Source organism: Micromonospora humida, from assembly GCF_016901255.1.
GTDB classification, from domain to species: domain Bacteria; phylum Actinomycetota; class Actinomycetes; order Mycobacteriales; family Micromonosporaceae; genus Micromonospora; species Micromonospora wenchangensis.
Map to the genome: position 1 here is coordinate 214,091 of NZ_JAFEUC010000011.1, position 23,541 is coordinate 237,631.

General features: G+C 73.9%; 17 protein-coding genes. 15 read left to right on the forward strand and 2 right to left on the reverse strand.

The window, feature by feature from the left end; genetic code table 11:
* Positions 1 to 48: 48 nt before the first annotated feature.
* The 7 genes from argS (at position 49) to JQX11_RS22305 (ending at position 11,321) form a co-directional block, all read left to right on the forward strand.
* Positions 49 to 1,713, forward strand: a complete 1,665-nt coding sequence (gene argS / locus JQX11_RS22275) for an arginine--tRNA ligase (protein ID WP_204926912.1) — start codon at positions 49 to 51, stop codon at positions 1,711 to 1,713.
* Positions 1,714 to 1,718: 5 nt separating this feature from the next.
* Entirely contained in the window at positions 1,719 to 3,104 is a 1,386-nt protein-coding gene (lysA, locus tag JQX11_RS22280) for a diaminopimelate decarboxylase (RefSeq protein WP_204926913.1), read from the forward strand.
* A gap of 8 nt (positions 3,105 to 3,112) precedes the next feature.
* A complete protein-coding gene (locus JQX11_RS22285) occupies positions 3,113 to 4,426 on the forward strand; it encodes a homoserine dehydrogenase (RefSeq protein WP_204926961.1) in 1,314 nt (437 codons plus the stop codon).
* Between the two features lie 114 nt (positions 4,427 to 4,540).
* A complete protein-coding gene (thrC, locus tag JQX11_RS22290) occupies positions 4,541 to 5,590 on the forward strand; it encodes a threonine synthase (RefSeq protein WP_204926914.1) in 1,050 nt (349 codons plus the stop codon).
* A 152-nt stretch (positions 5,591 to 5,742) separates the two neighbouring features.
* Entirely contained in the window at positions 5,743 to 9,015 is a 3,273-nt protein-coding gene (locus tag JQX11_RS22295; RefSeq protein ID WP_204926915.1) for an efflux RND transporter permease subunit, read from the forward strand.
* A gap of 204 nt (positions 9,016 to 9,219) precedes the next feature.
* A complete protein-coding gene (locus tag JQX11_RS22300; protein WP_204926916.1) occupies positions 9,220 to 10,065 on the forward strand; it encodes a polysaccharide deacetylase family protein in 846 nt (281 codons plus the stop codon).
* A gap of 11 nt (positions 10,066 to 10,076) precedes the next feature.
* On the forward strand, positions 10,077 to 11,321 hold the full coding sequence (locus tag JQX11_RS22305; RefSeq protein WP_204926917.1) for an MFS transporter: 1,245 nt from the start codon (positions 10,077 to 10,079) through the stop codon (positions 11,319 to 11,321).
* A 19-nt stretch (positions 11,322 to 11,340) separates the two neighbouring features.
* On the opposite strand, the gene JQX11_RS22310 is transcribed toward JQX11_RS22305, so the two are convergent.
* Positions 11,341 to 11,889 (reverse strand): hypothetical protein, encoded by a 549-nt coding sequence (locus JQX11_RS22310; RefSeq protein WP_204926918.1) that lies wholly within the window; start codon positions 11,887 to 11,889, stop codon positions 11,341 to 11,343.
* Positions 11,890 to 11,996: 107 nt separating this feature from the next.
* Between JQX11_RS22310 and thrB the strand changes: the two genes are divergently transcribed.
* The 4 genes from thrB (at position 11,997) to prfA (ending at position 17,314) form a co-directional block, all read left to right on the forward strand.
* Positions 11,997 to 12,941 carry a homoserine kinase gene (gene thrB, locus JQX11_RS22315; RefSeq protein ID WP_204926919.1) on the forward strand — a complete coding sequence of 315 codons (945 nt, stop codon included), beginning with the start codon at positions 11,997 to 11,999 and terminating at the stop codon, positions 12,939 to 12,941.
* Between the two features lie 294 nt (positions 12,942 to 13,235).
* Entirely contained in the window at positions 13,236 to 15,377 is a 2,142-nt protein-coding gene (gene rho / locus JQX11_RS22320; protein ID WP_204926920.1) for a transcription termination factor Rho, read from the forward strand.
* 504 nt (positions 15,378 to 15,881) lie between these two features.
* Complete coding sequence (gene rpmE / locus JQX11_RS22325) at positions 15,882 to 16,106, forward strand: 50S ribosomal protein L31 (RefSeq protein WP_088642795.1); 225 nt, start codon at positions 15,882 to 15,884, stop codon at positions 16,104 to 16,106.
* A 119-nt stretch (positions 16,107 to 16,225) separates the two neighbouring features.
* Positions 16,226 to 17,314: a peptide chain release factor 1 gene (gene prfA / locus JQX11_RS22330; protein ID WP_204926921.1), complete on the forward strand. Its 1,089-nt coding sequence runs from the start codon at positions 16,226 to 16,228 to the stop codon at positions 17,312 to 17,314.
* Between the two features lie 88 nt (positions 17,315 to 17,402).
* Here prfA and JQX11_RS22335 read toward each other — a convergent pair whose 3' ends face one another.
* Complete coding sequence (locus tag JQX11_RS22335; protein WP_204926922.1) at positions 17,403 to 18,947, reverse strand: GGDEF domain-containing protein; 1,545 nt, start codon at positions 18,945 to 18,947, stop codon at positions 17,403 to 17,405.
* A 75-nt stretch (positions 18,948 to 19,022) separates the two neighbouring features.
* Here JQX11_RS22335 and prmC point away from each other — a divergent pair, with 75 nt between their 5' ends.
* From prmC to JQX11_RS22355, 4 genes are all read left to right on the forward strand, one after another.
* On the forward strand, positions 19,023 to 19,970 hold the full coding sequence (gene prmC, locus JQX11_RS22340) for a peptide chain release factor N(5)-glutamine methyltransferase (protein WP_204926923.1): 948 nt from the start codon (positions 19,023 to 19,025) through the stop codon (positions 19,968 to 19,970).
* On the forward strand, positions 19,970 to 20,617 hold the full coding sequence (locus tag JQX11_RS22345; protein WP_204926962.1) for an L-threonylcarbamoyladenylate synthase: 648 nt from the start codon (positions 19,970 to 19,972) through the stop codon (positions 20,615 to 20,617). Before prmC ends, JQX11_RS22345 begins: the two co-directional genes overlap by 1 nt.
* Complete coding sequence (locus tag JQX11_RS22350; RefSeq protein WP_204926924.1) at positions 20,618 to 21,229, forward strand: arsenate reductase/protein-tyrosine-phosphatase family protein; 612 nt, start codon at positions 20,618 to 20,620, stop codon at positions 21,227 to 21,229.
* 167 nt (positions 21,230 to 21,396) lie between these two features.
* Positions 21,397 to 23,514, forward strand: coding sequence for a transglycosylase domain-containing protein (locus JQX11_RS22355; protein ID WP_204926925.1), 2,118 nt, complete (start codon positions 21,397 to 21,399; stop codon positions 23,512 to 23,514).
* Positions 23,515 to 23,541: the final 27 nt, after the last annotated feature.

Sequence of the window (23,541 nt, forward strand, 5' to 3'; positions counted from 1 at the left end):
TCAGGGTCGCCGCCGAGTGCCCGAGTCTACCCCCGATAACATGGTTCGGTGACTCCCGCAGAACTGGCCGAGGTCGTCCTCTCCGCAGCCCACGCCGTTTTCACCGAGCGTGGGCTCGACCCCGCCGCGCTCCCGGCGCACACGGCGGTGGAGCGACCGCGCAATCCCGACCACGGCGACTACGCCTCGACGCTGGCGCTCCAGCTCAGCAAGAAGGTGGGCGTCCCGCCCCGGGAGCTGGCCGCCGCGCTGGCCGACCAGCTCGGCCGGGCGGCCGGGATCAAGTCGGTGGAGATCGCCGGCCCGGGGTTCCTCAACATCCGGCTCGATGCGGCCGCCGCCGGTCAGCTCGCCCGGGTGATCGTCGAGGCCGGCGCGGAGTACGGCCGCAGCGACCGGCTCGCCGGCCAGCGGATCAACCTGGAGTTCGTCTCGGCGAACCCGACCGGCCCGGTGCACATCGGCGGGGTCCGCTGGGCGGCCGTCGGTGATGCGCTCAGCCGGCTGCTGCGGGCCACCGGCGCCGACGTCGGCACCGAGTACTACTTCAACGACGCCGGGTCGCAGATCGACCGGTTCGCCCGGTCGCTGCTGTGCGCGGCGAAGGGCGAGCCGGCCCCCGAGGACGGCTACGGCGGGGCGTACATCGCCGAGATCGCCGAGCAGGTCCGGGCGGTCCGGCCGGACGTGCTCGACCTGCCCGACGCGCAGGCCCAGGAGGTGTTCCGGGTCGAGGGCGTCACGCTGATGTTCGCCGAGATCAGGTCCTCGCTGCGCGGCTTCGGGGTGGAGTTCGACACCTACTTCAACGAGAAGGACCTGCACGACCGGGGCGAGCTGGACCTCGCCCTGGACCGGCTGCGCGCGCAGGGCCACCTGTACGAGGCCGACGGGGCGACCTGGCTGCGCACCACCGACTTCGGTGACGACAAGGACCGGGTGCTGCGCAAGTCCAACGGCGAGTGGACGTACTTCGCCGCCGACTGCGCCTACTACCTGGACAAGCGGGAGCGCGGCTTCGAGCGGGTCGTGATCATGCTGGGTGCGGACCACCACGGCTACATCGGGCGGATGAAGGCGATGTCCGCCTGTTTCGGCGACGACCCGGCGGTCAACCTGGAGATCCTCATCGGCCAGCTGGTCAACCTCGTCCGGGACGGCGTCCCGCTGCGGATGAGCAAGCGCGCCGGCACCGTGGTCACCCTGGAGGACCTGGTCGACGCGATCGGGGTGGACGCCGCCCGCTACGCGCTGGCCCGCTACTCCAGCGACTCGCCCATCGACATCGACGTCGAGCTGTGGACCCGGGCCACCCGTGACAACCCGGTCTACTACGTGCAGTACGTCGCCGCCCGGACGGCGAGCGTCGGCCGTAACGCCGCCGAGGTCGGCCTGAGCCGGGGCGACGGGGCCGGGTTCCACCCCGAGCTGCTCGACCACGACAAGGAGAACGAGCTGCTCAAGGCGCTCGCCGAGTTCCCCGCGGTGGTCGCCGCCGCCGCCGAGCTGCGCGAGCCGCACCGGGTCGCCCGCTACCTGGAGGACCTCGCCGGGGCGTACCACCGGTTCTACGACAACTGCCGGGTCCTGCCGCGCGGCGACGAGGAGGTCACCGACCTGCACCGGGCCCGGCTCTGGCTCAACGACGCCACCCGCACGGTGATCGCCAACGGGCTGCGCCTGCTCGGCGTCTCCGCCCCGGAGAGGATGTAGCCCTGATGCGTGCCCACGAAGCCGGTGCGATGCACGGCGACATCGGGGACCGGGGGCCGGGCTGGCTGCGTCCCCCGGCCGACGTCAACGCCCTGGTGCCGCAGCTCTGGCCGCGCCAGGTCGAGCGCGGCGCGGGCGGCGCGCTGACCGTCGCGGGTCTCGACGTCCGCGAGCTGGCCGCCGGGTACGGCACCCCGGCGTACGTCCTCGACGAGGACGACCTGCGCTCGCGCGCCCGGGACTTCCGGGACGCCTTCCCGGACGTGGACGTCTACTACGCCGGCAAGGCGTTCCTCTGCCGGGCGGTGGTCCGCATGATCGCCGAGGAGGGCCTGCACCTGGACGTCTGCTCCGGCGGCGAGCTGGCCACCGCGTTGTCGGCCGGGATGCCGGCGGAGCGGATCGGCTTCCACGGCAACAACAAGTCCGTCGCCGAGCTGACCCGGGCGCTGGACGCCGGGGTGGGGCGGATCATCCTCGACTCGTTCACCGAGATCGACCGGCTCACCGCGCTGGCCCGGGAGCGCGGGGTCCGCCCCGGCGTGCTGATCCGGGTCACCGTCGGGGTGGAGGCGCACACCCACGAGTTCATCGCCACCGCCCACGAGGACCAGAAGTTCGGTTTCTCGCTGGCCGGCGGGGCCGCCGCCGCAGCCGCCTTCCGGGTCATCGACGAGGGCGTGCTGGACCTGCGCGGGCTGCACTCGCACATCGGTTCGCAGATCTTCGACACCAGCGGCTTCGAGGTCTCCGCCCGCCGGGTGCTCGCCCTGCAGGCGCAGATCCGCGACGCCCGGGGGGTGGAGCTGCCCGAGCTGGACCTGGGCGGCGGCTTCGGCATCGCGTACACCACGCAGGACGACCCGTCGACCCCGGCGGAGCTGGCCAAGCGGCTCCGCAAGATCGTCGACTCGGAGTGCGCGGCGGAGAACCTGGCCGTCCCGCACCTGTCGATCGAGCCGGGCCGGGCCATCGTCGGCCCCGCCGTGTTCACCCTCTACGAGGTCGGCACCGTCAAGGACGTCGACGGGCTGCGCACGTACGTCAGCGTGGACGGCGGGATGAGCGACAACATCCGGACCGCGCTCTACGACGCCTCGTACTCGGCGACGCTCGCCGGCCGGGCCTCGACGGCCGAGCCACTGCTGGCCCGCGTGGTGGGAAAGCACTGTGAGTCCGGGGACATCGTGGTGAAGGATGAATTCCTGCCCGCCGACGTGCAGCCCGGAGATCTTGTCGCGGTCCCCGGCACGGGGGCGTACTGCCGGAGCATGGCCAGCAACTACAACCATGTGCCCCGCCCCCCGGTGGTAGCGGTGCGTGACGGCCGAGCCCGGCTGATCGTACGGCGGGAGACCGAAGAAGACCTGCTCGCTTTGGATGTGGGATGACGTCACCTGTGCGCTTGGCCCTGCTCGGCTGCGGAACGGTCGGTAGCGAGGTGGTCCGGCTGCTGCACGAGCAGGCCGCCGACCTGGCCGCCCGGATCGGCGCTCCGCTGGAGATCGCCGGTATCGCCGTGCGCCGGCTCGGCCGGGACCGGGGTGACCTCCCCGTCGACCCGGCGCTGTTCACCACCGACCCGCTCGGCCTGATCAAACGCGACGACGTGGACGTCGTCGTCGAGGTGGTCGGCGGCATCGAGCCGGCGCGGAGCTGGCTGGTGGAGGCGCTGCGCGCCGGCAAGAGCGTGGTCACCGCCAACAAGGCGCTGCTCGCCGAGGACGGTGCCTCTCTGCACGACGCGGCGGCCGAGGGCGGGGCCGACCTCTACTACGAGGCGTCCGTCGCCGGGGCGATCCCGCTGCTGCGCCCGCTGCGCGAGTCGCTGCACGGCGACCGGATCAACCGGGTCACCGGCATCGTCAACGGCACCACCAACTTCATCCTCTCCGCGATGGACGCCACCGGCGCCGGCTTCGCCGAGGCGCTCGACGAGGCGACCGAGCTGGGGTATGCCGAGGCCGACCCGACCGCCGACGTGGAGGGCTTCGACGCCGCCGCGAAGGCCGCCATCCTGGCGTCGCTGGCCTTCCACACCCGGGTCACCGCCGCCGACGTGCACCGCGAGGGCATCACCGAGGTCACCGTCGCCGACATGGCCAGCGCCAAGGCGATGGGCTGCACCATCAAGCTGCTCTGCATCGCCGCCCGGGGCACCGACGCCGCCGGCCGGGAGACGGTCAGCGTCCGGGTGCACCCCGCGATGATCCCGCTGACCCACCCGCTGGCCAGCGTCGGCGACGCGTTCAACGCGGTCTTCGTCGAGGCCGAGGCGGCCGGGCAGCTGATGTTCTACGGCCGGGGGGCCGGTGGCGCGCCGACCGCCAGCGCGGTCCTCGGCGACGTGGTCGCGGTGTCCCGCAACCGGCTCGCCGGTGCCCACGCGGCCAGCGAGTCCGCCTACGCCGACCTGGCGGTCCGGCCGATGGGCGAGGCGCTGACCCGCTACCACATCAGTCTCGACGTGGTCGACCGGCCGGGGGTGCTCCAGGCGGTGGCCGGCGTGTTCGCCCGGCACGACGTGTCCATCGCCACCGTCCGGCAGGGGCCGGCCGGCGGCGGTCCGGCCGGCCGTGGCGAGGACGCCGACCTGGTCATCGTCACCCACGTCGCCCCGGACGCCGCGCTCGCCGCGACGGTGGGGGAGCTGCGCGGGCTGGACATCGTCCGGTCGGTGGCCAGTGTGCTGCGGGTCGAGGGCGGGGCATGACCGGGCGTCTCGCCTGATGGTTATCGACGGGTGTGCCGGGGCCCGGTCGACGAGGCTGGTCCAGGCTGGCAGGGGCCCCGGCACGACCGGGGCGGCAGAGGCGAGGAGAGCGACATGTGGCGGGGCCTGATCGAGACGTACCGGGACCGGCTGCCGGTCACCGACGCCACGCCCGTGGTCACCCTGCACGAGGGGAACACCCCGCTGCTGCCCGCGCCGGCGCTCTCAGCCCGGCTCGGCGCGGACGTCTACCTCAAGGTCGAGGGGGCCAACCCGACCGGCTCGTTCAAGGATCGCGGCATGACCGTCGCCGTCTCCAAGGCCGTCGAGGCCGGCGACAAGGCGATCATCTGCGCCTCCACCGGTAACACCAGCGCCTCCGCCGCCGCGTACGCGGCCCGCGCCGGGATCACCTGCGCGGTGCTGGTGCCGCAGGGCAAGATCGCGCTGGGCAAGCTGGCCCAGGCGCTGGTGCACGGGGCCAAGCTGCTCCAGGTGCAGGGCAACTTCGACGACTGCCTGGCGTTGGCCTCCAAGCTCGCCCAGGACTTCCCGGTGGCCCTGGTCAACTCGGTCAACCCGGACCGGCTGCACGGCCAGAAGACGGCCGCCTTCGAGATCGTCGAGGCGCTCGGTGACGCCCCCGACATCCACTGCCTGCCCGTCGGCAACGCCGGCAACATCTCCGCCTACTGGATGGGCTACTCGGAGGACCTGCGGGACGGCAACGCCACCCGCGCCCCGAAGATGTACGGCTTCCAGGCCGCCGGGGCGGCCCCGATCGTCAACGGCCAGGTGGTGCCGGAGCCGTCGACGATCGCCACCGCCATCCGGATCGGCAACCCGGCGAGCTGGACCAAGGCGCTCGACGCCCGGGACGCCTCGCAGGGCCTGATCGCCGCGGTGACCGACCGGGAGATCCTGGCGGCGTACCGGCTGCTGGCCCGGGAGGTGGGGGTCTTCGTCGAGCTGGGCAGCGCGGCCAGCGTGGCGGGTCTGCTCCAGCAGGGTGCCGAGGGTCGGGTGCCGGCCGGGGCGACGGTGGTCTGCACGGTCACCGGCCACGGCCTGAAGGACCCGGAGTGGGCGATCTCCACCGCGCCCGCCCCGATCACCATCGCCAACGACGCCCTGACCGCCGCCCGCTCGCTCGACCTCGCCTGATCCCGACCCCGCCCCGGGCGGCGGTGCCGGCCCCATGCCGTCCCCGTCGACCCGGCCGGCGGGTGACGTGACCACCCCGTTACGGGCAGGGAATACCGGGTCGGGCAGACTTTCCCCACGCCCATCCCCTCTCCCAGGAGTGAGCCACGCCGATGTCGCTGCTCGCCAGATCCAGCCTCGCCAACCGGGGGCTCGTCGCCCTGATCGCGGTGGTGACCGCGGCGTTCGGGGCGTTCACCGTCCCCTCGCTCAAGCAGCAGTTGCTGCCCTCGCTGGAGTTCCCCGGCGCGTTCGTCGTCGCGGTCTACCCGGGTGCCTCGCCGGAGATCGTCGAGGCGCAGGTGACCGAGCCGATCGAGAACAGCCTCCAGAGCATCCCCGGGCTGGAGAAGGTCACCTCCACCTCGCGGGAGGGGTCGGCGACGATCGCCGTGGAGTTCGTCTTCGGCACCGACGTCGACGACGTGGCCAACAAGATGCAGACCGCGCTGAGCCGGGTCGACGCCCAGCTGCCCGACGACGTGGACCCGCAGGTCATCACCGGCAGCACCGACGACCTGCCGGCCGTGGTGCTGGCCGCCACCGGCGGCGGTGACGAGCAGGCGCTCGCCGCCAAGCTGCGCGACACGGTGGTTCCCGAGCTGGAGGGGATCGACGGGGTCCGCACGGTCGCCGTCACCGGCACCCGCGAGCAGGTCGTGACGATCGTGCCGGACCCGGCGAAGTTCGCCGCCGCCAAGCTGGGCCCGACCGCGATCGCCACCGCGCTGAAGTCCAACGGCGTCGCCGTCCCGGCCGGCGCGGTCGTCGACGGCACCACCGCGCTGCCGGTGCAGGTGGGCGCCCCGGTCACCACCCTCGACCAGCTGCGGGGCATCGCCCTCACCCCGACCGCCCCGAAGGCCGCCCCGGTCCGGCTCGGTGACGTGGCGACCGTCGAGCAGCAGCTCGCCCCGGCCACCGCCATCACCCGCACCAACGGCAAGGAGAGCATCGGGGTCCAGATCACGGCCGCGCAGGACGGCAACGCCGTACGGATCTCGCACGACATCCGGGACCGGCTGGACGACCTGCGGTCCGCCTCGGGCGCCGAGCTGACCATCGTGTTCGACCAGGCCCCGTTCGTCGAGAAGTCGATCGAGAGCCTGACCACCGAGGGGCTGCTCGGCCTGCTGATGGCGGTCGTGGTGATCCTGGTGTTCCTGCTGTCGGTCCGGTCCACCCTGGTCACCGCGGTGTCCATCCCGCTGTCGGTGGTGGTGGCGCTGCTCGCCCTCTGGGTCGGCGACTACTCGCTCAACCTGCTCACCCTGGGCGCGCTCACCATCGCGGTCGGGCGGGTGGTCGACGACTCGATCGTGGTGTTGGAGAACATCAAACGCCACCTGGAGTACGGCGAACCCAAGCGGGACGCGATCGTCACCGCCGTCCGCGAGGTGGCCGGGGCGGTGACCGCGTCCACGCTCACCACGGTCGCGGTGTTCGCGCCGATCGCGCTGGTGGGCGGGTTCGTCGGGCAGCTCTTCGCGCCGTTCGCGATCACCGTGACGGTGGCCCTGCTCGCCTCGCTGCTGGTGTCGCTGACGGTGATCCCGGTGCTGGCGTACTGGTTCCTCAAGCCGCCGCGTGACGGGGCGGACGAGGCGGTGCGTCGGGCCGCCGAGGCCAAGGAGCTGCGCAGCCCGTTGCAGCGGGCGTACCTGCCGGCGATCGGATTCGCCACCCGGACCCGCCGGACCCGGTGGATCACCGTGGCGGTGGGCATCCTGCTGCTGTTCGGCACCTTCGGGCTGGCCCAGAAGCTGGAGACCAACTTCCTCGACGACTCCGGCCAGGACACCCTGAACATCAGCCAGAAGCTGCCGGCCGGGTCCGGGCTGGCCGCCACCGACGAGGCCGCCCGCCTGGTCGAGGGGGTGCTGGCGCGCACCGACGGGGTCGAGACCTACCAGGTGAGCGCGGGCGGCAACGACCAGCCGTGGCTGGGCGGCGGGGGCAACAACACCGCCCAGTGGTCGGTGGCGCTCGGCGGTGACACCGACGCCAAGGAGATGAAGGAGGTCCTGCGCCGGGAGTTCGACCGGCTCGGGTCCGGGGCCGGCGAGTTGAGCTTCGGCAACGGGCAGGGCGGCACCTCGGGCAGCCAGTTGGAGGTGGTCGTCCAGGCCGCCGACACCGACACCCTGAACCGGGCCGCCGACCAGGTGCGGGCCGCGATGGCCGGCACCCCGGGCGTCGAGGACGTCGCCACCAGCCTGGCCGACCGGGTGCCCCGGGTCGACGTGACCGTCGACCGGTTGGCCGCGGCCCGGGTGGGCCTCAGCGAGGCGGCGGTCGGGCAGTTGGTGTCGCAGGCGTACCGGGGCAGCCCGCTGGGTCGGGTCACCCTCGACGGCGGGCAGCAGGACGTGGTGCTGCGGACGACGGCGGCCCCGCCGCTGACGGAGGAGCAGTTGCGGGCGCTGCCGGTGGGCCCGGTGAAGCTGGACGACATCGCCGACGTCACCCGGGGCGAGGGGCCGCAGCAGATCACCCGGATCGACGGTGAGCGCAGCGTCTCGGTGACCGGCACGGCCACCGGCTCCAATCTCGGCGCGACCACGACCGAGCTGAAGAAGCGGCTGGACGACGTGGACGTGCCGGGGGCGACGATCGCCGTGGGTGGCGCGAGCGCCCAGCAGGAGGACGCCTTCGGTGATCTGGGCCTGGCCGTGCTGGCGGCGATCGCGATCGTCTTCCTGATCATGGTGGCGACGTTCCGGAGCATCACCCAGGCGCTGATCCTGCTGATCTCCATCCCGTTCGCGGCGACCGGCGCGATCGGCCTGTTGCTGGTCACCGGGACCCCGCTGGGTGTGCCGGCGCTGATCGGCGTGCTCATGCTGGTCGGCATCGTGGTGACCAACGCGATCGTGCTGCTGGATCTGATCAACCAGTACCGGGCGCAGGGAATGGGCATCACCGAGGCGGTGGTCGAGGGCGGCCGGCGTCGGCTCCGGCCGATCCTGATGACGGCGGTGGCGACGATCTTCGCGCTGCTGCCGATGGCCTTCGGGCTGACCGGCGAGGGCGGCTTCATCTCCCAGCCGCTCGCGGTGGTGGTGATCGGTGGCCTGCTCAGCTCGACCCTGCTCACCCTGGTCCTGGTGCCGACCCTCTACACGATGGTGGAACGCACCAAGGAGTCGCTGCGCGAGCGGCGGGCCGGTCGGCGGGGGCGGAACTCCGACGGGGACGGCTCCACCGCGACGCCCGCCGAGCCGGACGCCGAGGTGCCGGTGCCGGTGGGTGCCCCGGCGGCCGAGGCGTCGGGCGAACCACCGGCCCGGCCGGCCCCGTCGGCCGCGCTGGTGGACGGCACCGACCAGTTCGAGGTGCTGCGGCTGCCCAAGAGCCGCCGGTCGCCGCTGCCGCCGAGCGAGTAGGCCCTCCCGGCCGCGTACGCAGCGGCCACCCCCGACCCGCCGCGACCGGGTCGGGGGAGGGCCTCCGTCGTGCCACGACGCGCCCCCGGTCTGGGGTCACCGGGCCGGGGGCGCGTCGCGTCGCACCCGGGACAGCGGGCCGAACACCGGGTACGGTCACCCCGTGGTCCTCTACCGTCGGTCATCGTCGATCCACCCTGGGTGATGGGCGTCGATCGGGCGGAGCCGGCCGAACCGGGCGGAAGGCGGTGGGACCGGCGGCGCGTGCTGGGCGGTGGGGCGCTGCTGGCCGGGGGTGTCGCGCTGGGGGCCGCCGGCATGTCCCAGGGCACCCGGCTGGCCGACCGGCACCTGCCGCTGTCCGGCGGCCCGGCCAGCGCCACCGTCGGCAACCGGCGGCAGGACGTCGGCTCGGGCGGGCTCCAGGTGGTCTGGCACGTCCCGACCACGCGACCGCTGGTGGCGTTGACCTTCGACGACGGCCCGCTGCCGCGGTGGACGCCGAGCGTCCTGGACACTCTGGACAGGCACGCGGTGCCGGCGACCTTCTTCCTGGTCGGGGAGCGGGTGCGCCGGCACGCCGGGCTGATCCGGGGGCGGCTGGCCCGGCACGAGGTGGGCAACCACAGTTGGCGGCACCGGGACCTGGCGCGGTCGGCCGCCGAGGCCGTGCACGACGACCTGCGGCGGTCGCACGAGGCCATCGCCGAGGTCACCGGGACGCCACCCCGGCTGCTCCGCCCCCCGTACGGGCACCTGGGCGGCGGGGTGCTGCACGCCGCCGTACGCCTCGACTACCGGGTCGTGCTCTGGTCGTTGCAGATGGTGGAGGGGGAGTACCCGGACGACCCGGCGGGGCACGCCCGGCGGATCGTGTCCGACGTGGTGCCGGGCACCATCCTGCTCGCCCACGACGCGGGCCCGGAGAACCGTCAGGTGGCGCTGCGCGGGCTGGACACGATGATCACCGGCCTGCGGGCCCGGGGCTACACCTTCGTCACGGTCTCCGAGCTGCTGGCCCACCCGACCGGCTCCCGAACCGGGGGGTAGGGTCCGGGCACGTGTCCTCTCCGCTCTCCGTCCTCGCCCGCAACCGGGACTTCCGCAATCTCTTTCTCGCCGAGCTGGTGGTCTTCGGTGCCGACTGGTTCGTCATGGTGCCGCTGCTGGTGCTGCTGCCGGAGCTGACCGGCAGCGGGGTGTGGGGCGCCCTGGTGCTGGCGCTGGACACCGGGGTGCTGGCGCTGCTGCTGCCGTACACCGGGACCATCGCCGACCGGTTCGACCGCCGGAAGGTCATGATGGCCGCGAACGGCGTGACGCTGCTCGGCGTGCTGCTGCTGCTCGGTGTCCGCGACGCCGGGACGGCCTGGCTGGCCATGGTGGCGATCACGCTGGTGGCGGTCGGTAAGGCGTTCTACTCGCCGTCGGCGCAGGCCGCCCTGCCTAATGTGCTCGACCCGGCCGACCTGGCCGCGGGCAACGCCGTGGCCGGGTCCGCCTGGGGGACGATGACGGTGGTCGGCGCGTCCCTGGGCGGCGTGTTGAGCGCCGCGGTCGGGCCGTACGCCTGCTTCTGGGTGGGGGCGGTCGGCCTGGTGCTGGCGGCGGGCCTGGCCGCGCTGATCCGCCGGCCGTTGCAGGCGGCCCGGGAGCCCGACCGGTCGACGCCGCGCACCTGGACGGCGATCCGGGAGGCGTTGGGCCACATCCGGCACCGGCCCCGGGTGCTGGCGCTGGTCACGGTGAAATCGGCGGTGGGGCTGGGGAACGGTGTGCTCACCGTCTTCCCCCTGCTGGCCGCCCTGTACGGGGCGGGGCCGGTCGGCACCGGACTGCTGTTCGCGGCGCGCGGGGCGGGGGCGCTGGTGGGGCCGATCCTGATGAGCCGGGTGCTGACCAACCGGGCCTGGCTGCTGCCCGGCCTGGCCCTGTCGATGTCGCTGTACGGGCTGGCCTACCTGGGCGCGGCGGTGGCGAGCTGGTTCCCGCTGGTGCTGCTGCTGGTCTTCGTGGCGCACTTCGGCGGCGGCAGCAACTGGGTGCTGTCGAACTTCGCCCTGCAGGGCGAGGTACCCGACCGGCTGCGTGGCCGGGTGTTCGCCACCGACATGATGCTGGCAACCCTGGCGATCTCGGTCAGCCAGCTGGTGGTGGCCGGCGTGGTCGACCTGGTCGACGAGCGGGTGGTGCTGGCCGGCTGCGGCCTGGTCACCGTCGTGTACGCGGTGGGCTGGCGGATCGCCACCCGCCGGCTCTCGCTCACCGACCCGGCCACCGGGGGCGACCCGCTGACCGCCCGCTGACGACGGCGGGCGGGGCGGCTCAGTCGGCGCGGTCGCCCTGCGGCGGAGCGGCCGGCGGGGGGTCGGCCTGCGGCGGGACGGCCGGCGGGTGGTCGCTCCCGCCCCACGCGCCCCGACCCGGGTGCTCCGCGGCCTGACCGGCGGCGTAGCCGGGCGGCGGGCCACCGGGGTGCCCGGTCGGGGGGCCACCGGCCGGCGGCGTCCAGGTGCCCCACGGCTGACCGGGCGCGGGGGCCGGGGGCGCGGCGCGGCGGCCGACGAAGACGGCGGCGACGATGAGGCCCAGGCCGATCGGGTAGCCGATCCAGCCGACCGCGCTGACGGCGAGGCTCCACAACTGGTACTGGCGGATCCCGCCGGAGCGGATCAGGTCCGGCAGGGCCGCGACCCAGGCGGTGGTGAGCAGTTCCAGCAGCAGCAGGACGACGGCTCCGGCGAGCAGGAACGACCGGGACCGGCCGGGCAGCCGGCGGCCGGCGGTGGCGGCGAGCACCAGGACGGTGAGCAGGGTCAGCAGGATGGGCAGGTGCCCCAGCACCTGGGTGAGCCGGTAACCGAGCATTGCCACGTCGCCTCCCGACCGGTCGATGGATCGGCGTCAGGCTAGCCGAGCTGATCCAGTTCCACCGTCCGGGCGAGGCGGTCCCCGTCGGTCCCGGGCCCTAGCATGATCCCGTGCCGACGACTTTCACCTCCGGGCCGGTGCGGGTGCGGGTGCCCGCGACCAGCGCCAACCTGGGCCCCGGGTTCGACGCCCTCGGGCTCGCCCTCGCCCTGCACGACGACGTGGCCGCCGAGGTGACCCCGGACGGTGTCCGGGTGGCGGTGACCGGCGAGGGTGCCGGCGACCTGCCGCCGGACGACCGGCACCTGGTGGTCGTGGCCATGCGGGCGGCCTTCGACCTGCTCGGCGCGCAGCCGCCGGGGCTGGCCCTGGAATGCGTGAACCGGATTCCGCAGGCCCGGGGCCTGGGTTCCTCCTCGGCGGCGATCGTGGCGGGGGTGCTGCTGGCCCGGGGGCTGGTCACCGACGGTGCGCAGCGGCTCGACGACGCCGCGGTGCTGCGGCTGGCCGCCGAGATCGAGGGGCATCCGGACAATGTCGCGCCGTGCCTGCTCGGCGGGTTCACCGTCGCCTGGACGGAGCCGACCGGTGGCCGGGCGGTTTCGCTGCCGGTCGCGGCCGGGGTCTCGCCCACCGTCTTCGTGCCGGCCGTGCGGGGGCTGACGGCCACCGCGCGGGCGGCGTTGCCGGCGACGGTGCCGCACGGGGACGCGGCGTTGAACGCGGGCCGGTCGGCGTTGCTGGTGCACGCGTTGACCGCCGCTCCGGAGCTGCTGCTGCCGGCGACGGTCGACCGGCTGCACCAGGACTACCGCGCGGCGGGGATGCCAACGACCGCTGCCCTGGTCAGCGAGTTGCGTGCGGCCGGTGTGGCGGCCGTGGTCAGTGGGGCGGGCCCGACGGTGTTGGCGTTCACCGCGCCGCCCGACGGGTTCGACCCGGGAACAGAATGGGAAGTCTGGCGGTTGCCGGTAGAGGCGCGCGGAGCGACGCTTGCACAGGGTAGACTTGGACACGCCGAGCGGGACCCTGTTGCCGCAGGTCGGAAGAGTTGATTACGCTCTAGACTCAGCACAGCCGCGAAGCACGCGATCTCTCTGCGGGTCGGCGCACCCCGAAGCTCTCGGCGGTCAGCCCGTCACCCCTGCCAAGGCCCACGCCGCACCGCAGTTTCCGCAGGTCGCCGCAGACGGCGAGACCTGCTCACCGACGTTGGTGAGTTGGGAAACCGCCCGGCTGCTGTGCCACAGACTCCCGCGACGCGTCATGCGAGGCGGGTGCACCGAGGCCGCCCGGCCACCTTGCTTGTCGATCCCGGGCAGTCCCGGCCTATCGAGGGAAGGAATCCATTGAGCGACACCACCGACGTGACGTCGGATGTTTCCAACGTCGCTGGCGATGCCACCACCGCCGCCCCCGCCCGCCGTCGGCGCAGCGGTACCGGTCTGTCGGCGATGCTGCTGCCGGAGCTGCAGAGCCTGGCCGCGTCGCTCGGCATCTCCGGGACTGCTCGCATGCGCAAGGGCGAGCTGATCAGCGCGATCTCCGAGCGGCAGCAGGGCGGCGCCGCGACCGGCACCCCTCGACCGCGGGCCGAGGTGGCGGCTGCGGCCGCTCCCGTCCGGGAGGAGGTGCACGCCGAGGTGACCCCGGAGCGTGCCGCGGAGCCGGTGCCGGCCACCCCTGCCGCCACCACCGAGCCCGAGACCCGGACCCGGACCCGGCGCAGCCGGGCCAGCACCGCCGAGTCGCGGCCGGCCGCCGAGGCACGGGCCGTCGAGCCCCGCACCGAGGAGCCGCCGGCCGAGGCCGCCGAGCGTCCCGAGCGGGCCGAGGGTCGTACCGGCCGGGACCGTGGCGAGCGGACCGGGACCGAGCGGGCCGCCAACGAGCGGACCGGCGGTGACCGGGCCGAGCGGGCCGGTAACGACCGGGCCGAGCGGGCCGGTAACGACCGGGCCGAGCGGACGGACAACGACCGGGCCGGCCGCAACGATCGGACCGAGCGCGCCGAGCGGGCCGGTAACGACCGGGCGGAGCGGGCGGGCAACGACCGGGGTGAGCGGGCCGACCGGGCCGGTAACGACCGGGCGGAGCGGACGGACCGCAACGACCGGGCCGACCGCAACGACCGGGGTGAGCGGGCCGACCGCAACGACCGGGGCGACCGCTCGGGCGAGCGCGGTCAGCGCGACAACCGCGACAACCGGGACGACTCCGACGACGACGACAACGGTGGCCGGCGGGGCCGGCGCAGCCGGTTCCGGGACCGTCGGCGGGGCCGGGGCGACCGGGCCGAGGGCGGCAACGACACCGGCGGTGGCCGGGAGCCGCAGGTCGGCGACGACGAGGTCCTGGTCCCGGTGGCCGGCATCATCGACGTGCTCGACAACTACGCCTTCGTACGGACCACCGGCTACCTGGCCGGCCCGAACGACGTCTACGTCTCCATGTCGCAGATCAAGAAGTACGGCCTGCGCCGGGGCGACGCGATCACCGGTGCCGTCCGGGCTGCCCGGGACAACAGCGCCAGCGGCGACCAGCGGCGGGACAAGTACAACCCGCTGGTGCGGCTGGACACCATCAACGGCATGGAGCCGGACGAGGCCCGCCGTCGTCCCGAGTTCTACAAGCTCACCCCGCTGTACCCGCAGGAGCGGTTGCGGCTGGAGACCGAGCCGCACATCCTGACCACCCGGGTGATCGACCTGGTGATGCCGTTGGGCAAGGGGCAGCGGGCGCTGATCGTGTCGCCGCCCAAGGCTGGTAAGACCATGGTGCTCCAGGCGATCGCGAACGCGATCACGCACAACAACCCGGAGTGCCACCTGATGGTGGTGCTGGTCGACGAGCGGCCCGAAGAGGTCACCGACATGCAGCGGTCGGTGAAGGGCGAGGTCATCGCGGCCACGTTCGACCGTCCGCCGCAGGACCACACCACGGTCGCCGAGTTGGCGATCGAGCGGGCCAAGCGCCTGGTCGAGCTGGGGCACGACGTGGTCGTGCTGCTCGACTCGGTGACCCGGCTCGGCCGGTCGTACAACCTGGCGGCGCCGGCCTCCGGCCGGATCATGTCCGGTGGTATCGACTCGACGGCGCTCTACCCGCCGAAGCGGTTCCTGGGTGCGGCCCGCAACATCGAGAACGGCGGGTCGCTGACCATCCTCGCCACCGCGCTGGTGGAGACCGGCTCGATGGCGGACACGGTCATCTTCGAGGAGTTCAAGGGCACCGGCAACGCGGAGTTGAAGCTCGACCGGAAGATCGCCGACAAGCGCACCTTCCCGGCCGTGGACGTCAGCGCCTCGGGCACCCGCAAGGAGGAGATCCTGCTTGCGCCGGAGGAGCTGGCCATCATCCACAAGCTCCGCAAGGTGCTGCACTCGCTGGACTCGCAGGCGGCGCTGGACCTGCTGCTCGACCGGCTCAAGCAGTCCCGCACCAACATCGAGTTCCTGATGCAGATCGCCAAGTCGACACCGGGGGAGTGACCCGCTCCGGGTGAGACCGCCACGAAGGGCATGGCCGCAGCGGCCGTGCCCTTCGTCGTACCCGGGAAATGCGGTTGTGGACTTTTCTTTCGATGGGCCGGGCAGCTCTTGAAAATTCTGTGCGTGGCCGGGTTGACTGGGGGTGAGCGGGTCCCGGCCGAGCGGGCCGGGGCCGGCCACCGACGGGCGGCGGAGGAAACCTGGGGAGGCGTCCGCCGCCCGGCGGACCCGCCGGGTGGGCTTCTGAACCTGGGGGAGGAGCCCACCCGGTCCGGTCCGTCCGCCTGGCGAGGAATGCGGGCCGTGAGCGGCGGGAATGCGGGTGCCGGGACGGGCGTTACCACTGCCGGACCGATCGTGCGGCCCGCCCGTCGGGTCGGCTCACGCCCATGGCACACTGGTCAATCGGCCACCGGTTCCGGTTCACGCCCGAGTCCGTCGCGCACCAGGCGGCGGGGGATCAGCGGCGACCCGGCGACCACCTGACGAAAGGACCGAGGCGACATGAAGCCCAACATCCACCCGGAGTACACGACGACCGAGGTCAAGTGCTCCTGCGGCAACTCCTTCACGACCCGCAGCACCGCCAAGGGCGGCTCGATCAGCGTCGAGACCTGCAGCGCCTGCCACCCGTTCTACACCGGCAAGCAGCGCGTCCTCGACACCGCGGGCCGGGTCGCCAAGTTCCAGCAGAAGTACGCCAAGGTCCAGGCGAAGAAGGCCAAGTAGCTCCACCGACGACGCCCGTGTCCGGCCCCGTGCCGGACGCGGGCGTCGTCCGTTGCGCCCCCCTGTGACCTCCGTGTCCGTTCCACCGTCGCCGGACCCGTCGAAGGAGCATTCCCCGCATGAGCAGCGAGCGCCTGGCCGCCCTCCTCGACGAGTACGCCGAGCTGGAGAAGCGGCTGGCCGACCCGGCCATCCACGCCGACCAGAACACCGCCCGCCGGGTCGGTCGCCGCTACGCCGAGCTGGTCGGGCTGTACAAGGCCGCCGGTGAGCTGGAACAGGCCCGCGCCGACCTGGTCGCGGCCCGGGAGCTGGCCGCCGAGGACCCGGCGTTCGGCGAGGAGGCGGACTCGATCGCGGCGACCCTGCCGGCGCTGGAGGAGCGGCTGGCCGAGCTGCTGATCCCCCGCGACCCGCACGACGCCAAGGACGTGATCATCGAGATCAAGGCCGGCGAGGGCGGCGAGGAGTCCGCGCTGTTCGCCGGGGACCTGCTGCGGATGTACACCAGGTACGCCGAGCGGCACGGCTGGCTGACCGAGGTGATCGACGCGCAGGACTCCGACCTCGGCGGGGTCAAGGACGTCTCGCTGGCCATCAAGACCAAGGGGGTCCCGGACGGCGGCAACGGCGTCTGGTCCCGGTTGAAGTGGGAGGGCGGGGTGCACCGGGTGCAGCGGGTCCCGGTCACCGAGTCGCAGGGCCGCATCCACACCAGCGCGGCCGGTGTCCTGGTGCTGCCCGAGGCCGAGGACGTCGACGTCACCATCGACCCGAACGAGCTGCGGATCGACGTGTTCCGCTCGTCGGGGCCGGGCGGCCAGTCGGTGAACACCACCGACTCGGCGGTGCGCATCACCCACCTGCCCACCGGCGTGGTGGTCTCCTGCCAGAACGAGAAGTCCCAGTTGCAGAACCGGGAGCAGGCGATGCGCATCCTGCGGGCCCGGCTGCTGGCGGTGGCCCAGGAGCAGGCCGACGCCGCCGCCTCGGACGCCCGCAAGGCGCAGGTGCGCACCGTGGACCGTTCGGAGCGCATCCGCACCTACAACTTCCCGCAGAACCGGATCACCGACCACCGGATCGGCTACACCGCGTACAACCTCGACCTGGCGCTCGCCGGGGAGCTGGACGGTGTGCTGGACGCCCTCGCCGAGGCGGACCGGGCCGCCCGCCTCGCCGGCGACACCGAGCTGACCCGCCGCTGACCCGGTCGGGCGGTCGGGCCCGGCACACAGCGGCCCGCCGGCGTGCGCCCGGCGGGCCGGTGGGAAACCCGGGGGACGGGGTGGTGTCTCAGGAGGCGCGGGAGCGGGCCTTGGCGCGCAGCATCTCCCGGTCGGCGATCTCGAACGCGAGACCGAGGGCGTCGCGCAGCGCGGTGCCGGTGCCGGCGACCTCGGCGAAACCGATGCTCACCCCGACCGGGGTGCCGGGCACCAGCGACTCCCAGTCCTCGGTGCGCACCGCCGCGTCGATCCGGCGGGCCACCTCGGCCGCCTCGGTCATGCCGGCGCCGGAGAGCACCACCACGAACTCGTCGCCGCCGTAGCGGGCCACGAAGTCGCCCCGCCGCATCACCCGGTTGATCACCCCGGCGATGCGTTGCAGCACCAGGTCGCCGGAGTGGTGGCCGTGGTGGGTGTTGACCGCCTTGAAACCGTCGAGGTCGCAGACGCCGATCACCACCCGCTCGCCCCGGGACACCACCGAGCCGATGTAGCGCTCCAGCCGTCGCCGGTTGGGCAGCCCGGTCAACGGGTCGGTGAGCGCCTCACCCTCGAAGCGGGCGGCCTCCCGGCGCATCTCCTCGTGGTCGATGCGGGCCGCGATGCCGTCGATGTAGACGTCGCGCAGCCGGTCGTTGCGCTGGGCGGCCAGCCGGAACGCCATCCGGTCGGCGCGGTGCGCGGCGGCGTGGTCACCGGCCCGGGAGAAGGCGATGCTGCGCAGCCGGGACAGTTCCGCCGCGCCGAGCGTCTCGGCCGACACCCGGGCCGAGTCCAGGCGGGTGATCGCCTCGATCGGACGGCCGTCGGCGACCGCCAGGCAGACGTGACCGAGCTGGCGCATGTCCCGGGCGCGGGCGCTGTCCCCGCCGTGGTCGAGCAGCCGGGCCGGCTCCGGGCCGACCGGGGTCGCGTCGCCGAGCGCCGCCCGACGGACCGCCGCGTAGCCGTACGCGGCGAGGCTGCTCGGCCGCAGCCGGTCGGCCCGCCCGTCGTCGACGAACCGGGCCAGGTCGGCCGCGATGTCGCGGAGCACCCGCAGGCAGCCGTCGCTGTCGCCGTTGTGGTCCAGCGCGACGGCGTTGCGCAGCCGGATGCCGGGGGCGGCGAAGGTCTCCTCGGGGATGCCGGCGGCGGCGCCGTGCTGGCGGGCCCGCTCGATCGCGCCCAGCGCGTAGCCGTGGAAGCTCAGGTAGGAGTAGGCCATCGCCAGGTCGTGCCAGCCCCAGGCGGTGTCCCGGTCCCGGTCCTCCGCCGCGCCCAGCGCCCGCGCCGCCCGGACCAGGTGGGTGACGCAGCGGTCCAGCGCGCCCTGGTGGTGCGCGGCGAGCGCGGCCAGCGCGTTGAGGTGCCCGTGCAGGTAGGGCTCGGGGAGGTCGCGTACCGCCCCGGAGGCCTCCTCGATGGCCCGGGTGAACTCGGCCGTCCGGCCCAGGTTGATCAACGCGCAGAGCCGCTGCACCAGCGCGTCCGCCCGGGTGTACGGGTCGGCGGTGGTGCGCAGCACCCGGTCGAGTACGCCGACCGCCTCGGCCGAGCGGCTCGACTCCTGGAGGCTGCGGGCATGCGTGAGGGCGTCAACCTGGTCATCGACCCGGTCGAGCCACCCCACCTGGCGAACCTCCCGTCGGTGTGCGCCCGGCCGCACCCACTCGTGGCGGGACCGGCGACGCCTCATGATTATGGCGTGACCTCACTCCCACGCCACCCGTCCGAAGGGACAGAACACGAGCGGACCTCGCCCGTGGTGGCCCGCGCCGCCCGTACCCTCGCCGCCGCCGGGGTGGCCTCGGCCCGGTCCGAGGCGGAGCAGCTCGCCGCCTACGTGCTGGACGTGCCCCGGGGCAGGCTCGCCCTGACCGACGGCTTCACCCCCGCCGAACGGGCCCGGTACGACGCGTTGGTGGCCCGGCGGGCCGACCGGGAGCCGTTGCAGCACCTGACCGGCCGGGCCGGCTTCCGGCACCTGGAGCTGGCGGTCGGGCCGGGGGTCTTCGTGCCCCGCCCGGAGACGGAGCTGCTGGCCGGCTGGGGCGTCGAGCGGGCGCTGACCCGGCCGGAACCGGTGGTGGTCGACCTGTGCAGCGGTTCCGGGGCGATCGCGCTGGCGGTCGCCCAGGAGGTGCCGGCGGCCCGGGTGGTGGCGGTGGAACGGTCCCCGGCCGCGCTGACGTGGCTGCGCCGCAACGCCGCCGGGCGGGCCGCCGCCGGGGACCGGCCGGTCGAGGTGGTGGCCGCCGACGTCACCGACCCGGGGCTGCTGGCCGACCTGGTCGGCGCGGTGGACGTGCTGCTGTGCAACCCGCCGTACGTGCCACGGTCGGTGCCGGTCCCGCCGGAGGTGGCCGGGCACGACCCCGACGAGGCGGTGTTCGGCGGGGCGGACGGGCTGGCGGTGCTGCGGCCGGTGCTGCGCCGGGCGGCCGAGCTGCTGCGACCCGACGGCGAGCTGGGCGTCGAGCACGACGACACGCACGGCGGGGCGGTGCCGGCGCTGCTGACCGCCGACGGCCGGTACACGGCGGTGCGGGCGCACCGGGACCTCGCCGGACGCCCCCGGTTCGCCACCGCGTCCCGCCGGTCGGACGGCCCGCACGCCGTCGGGGCGTCGGCGTGGCAGACTGGCTCCTCGTGATGCTCTACGACTGTCGGTCACCCGCCGACCGGGACCGCGGCATCGCCGCGGCGATCGAGGCGGTCAAGAACGGCGAGCTGGTCGTTCTCCCCACCGACACGGTTTACGGGATCGGCGCGGACGCGTTCACCCCGTACGCGGTCAAGGCCCTCTCCGACGCCCGGGGCGGCAGCCAGGCGGCGCCGCCGGTGCTGATCGGCTCCCGGCACACCCTCGACGGCCTGGTCTTCTCGCTGCCCCGCGCGGCCCGTGACCTGGTCGAGGCGTTCTGGCCCGGTGCGTTGACCATCGTGGTGGAGCACTCGCCGAGCCTCGCCTGGGACCTGGGCGGCGACGCCGACGGCACGGTGGCGGTCCGGATGCCGCTGCACCCGGTGGCGCTGGAGGTGCTGCGGGAGACCGGCCCGATGGCGGTGGCCGCGGCCAACAAGGTGGGCCAGTCGCCGGCGTTGACCGCGGAGGAGGCCCGCGACCAGCTCAGCTACTCGGTGCGGGTCTACCTGGAGGCCGGGGCCTGCCCCGACCCGGTGCCGAGCACCATCGTCGACCTGACCGGGGAGACGCCCCGGCTGCTGCGGGCCGGCGCGATCACCCTCGACCAGCTCCGCGACGTCGCGCCGGACATTCTCGACGAGCGGGGAGCCTGAGTGCCGCCGTTCACCGTCCTGCACGTCTGCATGGGCAACATCTGCCGGTCCCCGATGGCCGAACGGCTGCTGGTGCTCGCCGTCCGCGAGCGGCTGGAGCGGCTCGGCGTCGACCCGGCCGACGCGGACGCGCTGCTGCACAGCCACAGCGCCGGCACCGGCGGGTGGCACGCGGGGGAGGAGATGAACCCGCCGGCCGCCCGGCAGGTGCTCGGTCGCGGTGGTGACGTCGAGGGTTTCGCCGCCCGCAAGCTGCGCTCCGACCTGATCGACGCCGCCGACCTGGTCCTCACCGCCACCGCCGACCAGCAGGAGTACGTGGTGGCGCTGCGCCCGGACGCGGCGTCGCGGACCTTCGTGCTGGGCGAGTTCGGCAGGCTGCTCGGTGCGCTGGACACCGCCGCCCTGCCGCCGGCCGACGCCACCCCGGACGCCGTGTACGCCCGGGGGGTGGCCCTGGTGGCGGCGGTCGACGCGGCCCGGCAGGGGGCGACCGCGCTGCACTCCGACGACCTGGACGACCCGTGGGGCCGGGGCGACCAGTGCTTCAGCCGGGTGGCCGACGAGATCGAGGAGACGGTGCACCCGCTCACCTCGGCGCTGCTGCCGTGAGCGTCGCCGGCTGAGGGACGCCCCGTCCGGGTGACCGGCGCGGCGTGTCCCGTCCCGCGCGCCGTGTCCGTCCCGCGAACTTCCTCCGGTTTCGGGGAAAGATGAGAGTTCGGGCGGTTTTGCGGGTCATGCTGAGCGGGTCCTGACGACTCCTGCGGGGAGTACTGATGATCCGGGCCCTCCACAAGGCGTTCACCGTGCTGCTCGCCGGCGTCCTCGCCGGCCTGGTGCTGGCCGGGGCGGCGCTCCCGCTCGCCCTGGTGTTCGGCCTCGGTTTCGGCGGCATCGCCTCGTCCTACGCCGAACTGCCCAACACCCTGCGCACCCCACCCACCGCCCAGCGGTCCACCCTCTACGCCGCCGACGGCGTCACCCTGATCACGTCCTTCTACACCGAGGACCGGGTGGACGTGCCGCTGGCCAAGGTCGCCCCGGTGATGCGCCAGGCCATCGTGGCCGCCGAGGACGCCCGGTTCTACCAGCACCGGGGTGTCGACGTGCGGGGCGTGGTCCGGGCGTTCACCGTCAACCAGCGCGACGGCCGGGCCCGGCAGGGCGCGTCCACGCTGACCATGCAGTACGTCCGCAACGTGCTCAGCAACGACCCCCGGCTGACCAAGGAACAGCGCAGGAAGGCCACCGAGATCAGCACCGCCCGCAAGCTCCAGGAGATGCGGTACGCCCTGGCGCTGGAGCGCGAGCTGACCAAGGACGAGATCCTCACCCGCTACCTGAACATCGCCTACTTCGGCGCCGGGGCGTACGGGATCGCCGCCGCCACCAAGCGCTACTTCTCCACCACCCCGGCCCGGCTGACCCTGGCCCAGGCGTCGCTGCTGGCCGGGCTGGTCCGCTCCCCGGACACCGACGACCCGATCAACGGCGACGCCGACGCGGCGCTGACCCGGCGCTCGTACGTGCTGGACCGGATGGTGGCGCTGGCCCAGGTGGGGCCGGTCGACGCGGCGCAGGCCCGCGAGGAACCGCTCGATCTACGGCCCAGCCGGACGCCGAACGACTGCACCGCCGTGCCCGAGCAGCGCAACGACTGGGGCTTCTTCTGCGACTGGTTCACCCAGTGGTGGAGCGACCAGCCCGCCTTCGGCGCGACCGCCGCCGAACGGCAGGACACCCTGCGCCGGGGCGGCTTCCGGATCGTCGCCTCGCTCGACCCGGCGGTGCAGCGGGCCGCCGTACGCCAGGTGACCGGCATCTACGACGTGGACGATCCCCGGGCGGCGCCGGTGGCGGTGGTCCAGCCCGGCACCGGGCGGGTGCTGGCCCTGGCGGTGAACCGCCACTACAGCGTCGCCCCCAACCCGGCCGGGCAGCGGAACTACCCGAACACGGTCAACCAGCTCGTCGCCGGTGGCAACGGCATCGAGGGCTACCAGGCCGGCTCGACGTTCAAACTGTTCACCCTGCTGGCGGCCCTGGAGTCCGGGCTGCCGCTGGAGACCCCCTTCGTCGCGCCGAGCCGGATCGTGACCCGGTTCCCGACCGACGACCCCCGGTCGAGCTGCGGCGGCCGGTGGTGCCCGGTCAACGCCACCCCCGAGTGGATGGACGGCTACCGCACCATGTGGACCGCGTTCGGCCGCTCGGTGAACACCTACTTCGCCTGGCTCACCGAGAAGGTCGGCGCGGACCGGGTGGTCGAGATGGCCGAGCGGCTGGGCATCCGGTTCCGCGCCCCCGACGACGCCGAGCTGGCCCGGTCCGGGGCGCGCGACTGGGGGGCGTTCACCCTCGGTGTCTCCTCCACCACCCCGCTCGACCTGGCCAACGCGTACGCCACGGTGGCCGCCGAGGGGACCTGGTGCGCGTCGTCACCTGTCGTGTCGATCACCGACAGCGCCGGCAAGGAGGTGGCCGCCGGTCGGCCCGACTGCCGGCAGGTGATCGACACCGAGGTGGCCCGGGCGGCCGCCGACGCTGCCCGCTGCCCGGTCGGCGACCAGTCGATGTACCGCCGCTGCGACGGCGGCACGGCCGAGCAGCTCCGCCCGGGGCTGGGTCGCCCGGTGGCCGGCAAGACCGGCAGTTCGGAACGGAACGAGACCGAGTCGGTGGTGGCGTTCACCCCGCAGCTCGCGGTCGCCCAGATCGCCGCCAATCCCGACGACCCACGGGACGCGGTCGGGGCCGCCGTGCAGTCCCGGATGGTCGACGCGGTGGGCCGCATCCTCGCCGCCGCCCTGGCCGACAGCCCGGTCCGCGACTTCGTCCCGCCCGGCGAGTCGGTCACCTACCGGCTCGCCCCCGGCCCCCGCGACGGCAACTGAGCCGGCCCGGGGACCCAGGAGCCGGGC

Bases quoted from the DNA above. Each gene is read 5' to 3' on its own strand.
- JQX11_RS22355 (WP_204926925.1), top strand. From the start codon at position 21,397: ATGATCCGGGCCCTCCACAAGGCGTTCACCGTGCTGCTCGCCGGCGTC.
- JQX11_RS22300 (WP_204926916.1), top strand. From the start codon at position 9,220: ATGGGCGTCGATCGGGCGGAGCCGGCCGAACCGGGCGGAAGGCGGTGG.
- JQX11_RS22345 (WP_204926962.1), top strand. From the start codon at position 19,970: ATGCTCTACGACTGTCGGTCACCCGCCGACCGGGACCGCGGCATCGCC.
- thrC (WP_204926914.1), top strand. From the start codon at position 4,541: ATGTGGCGGGGCCTGATCGAGACGTACCGGGACCGGCTGCCGGTCACC.
- JQX11_RS22295 (WP_204926915.1), top strand. From the start codon at position 5,743: ATGTCGCTGCTCGCCAGATCCAGCCTCGCCAACCGGGGGCTCGTCGCC.
- rpmE (WP_088642795.1), top strand. From the start codon at position 15,882: ATGAAGCCCAACATCCACCCGGAGTACACGACGACCGAGGTCAAGTGC.
- prfA (WP_204926921.1), top strand. From the start codon at position 16,226: ATGAGCAGCGAGCGCCTGGCCGCCCTCCTCGACGAGTACGCCGAGCTG.
- lysA (WP_204926913.1), top strand. From the start codon at position 1,719: ATGCGTGCCCACGAAGCCGGTGCGATGCACGGCGACATCGGGGACCGG.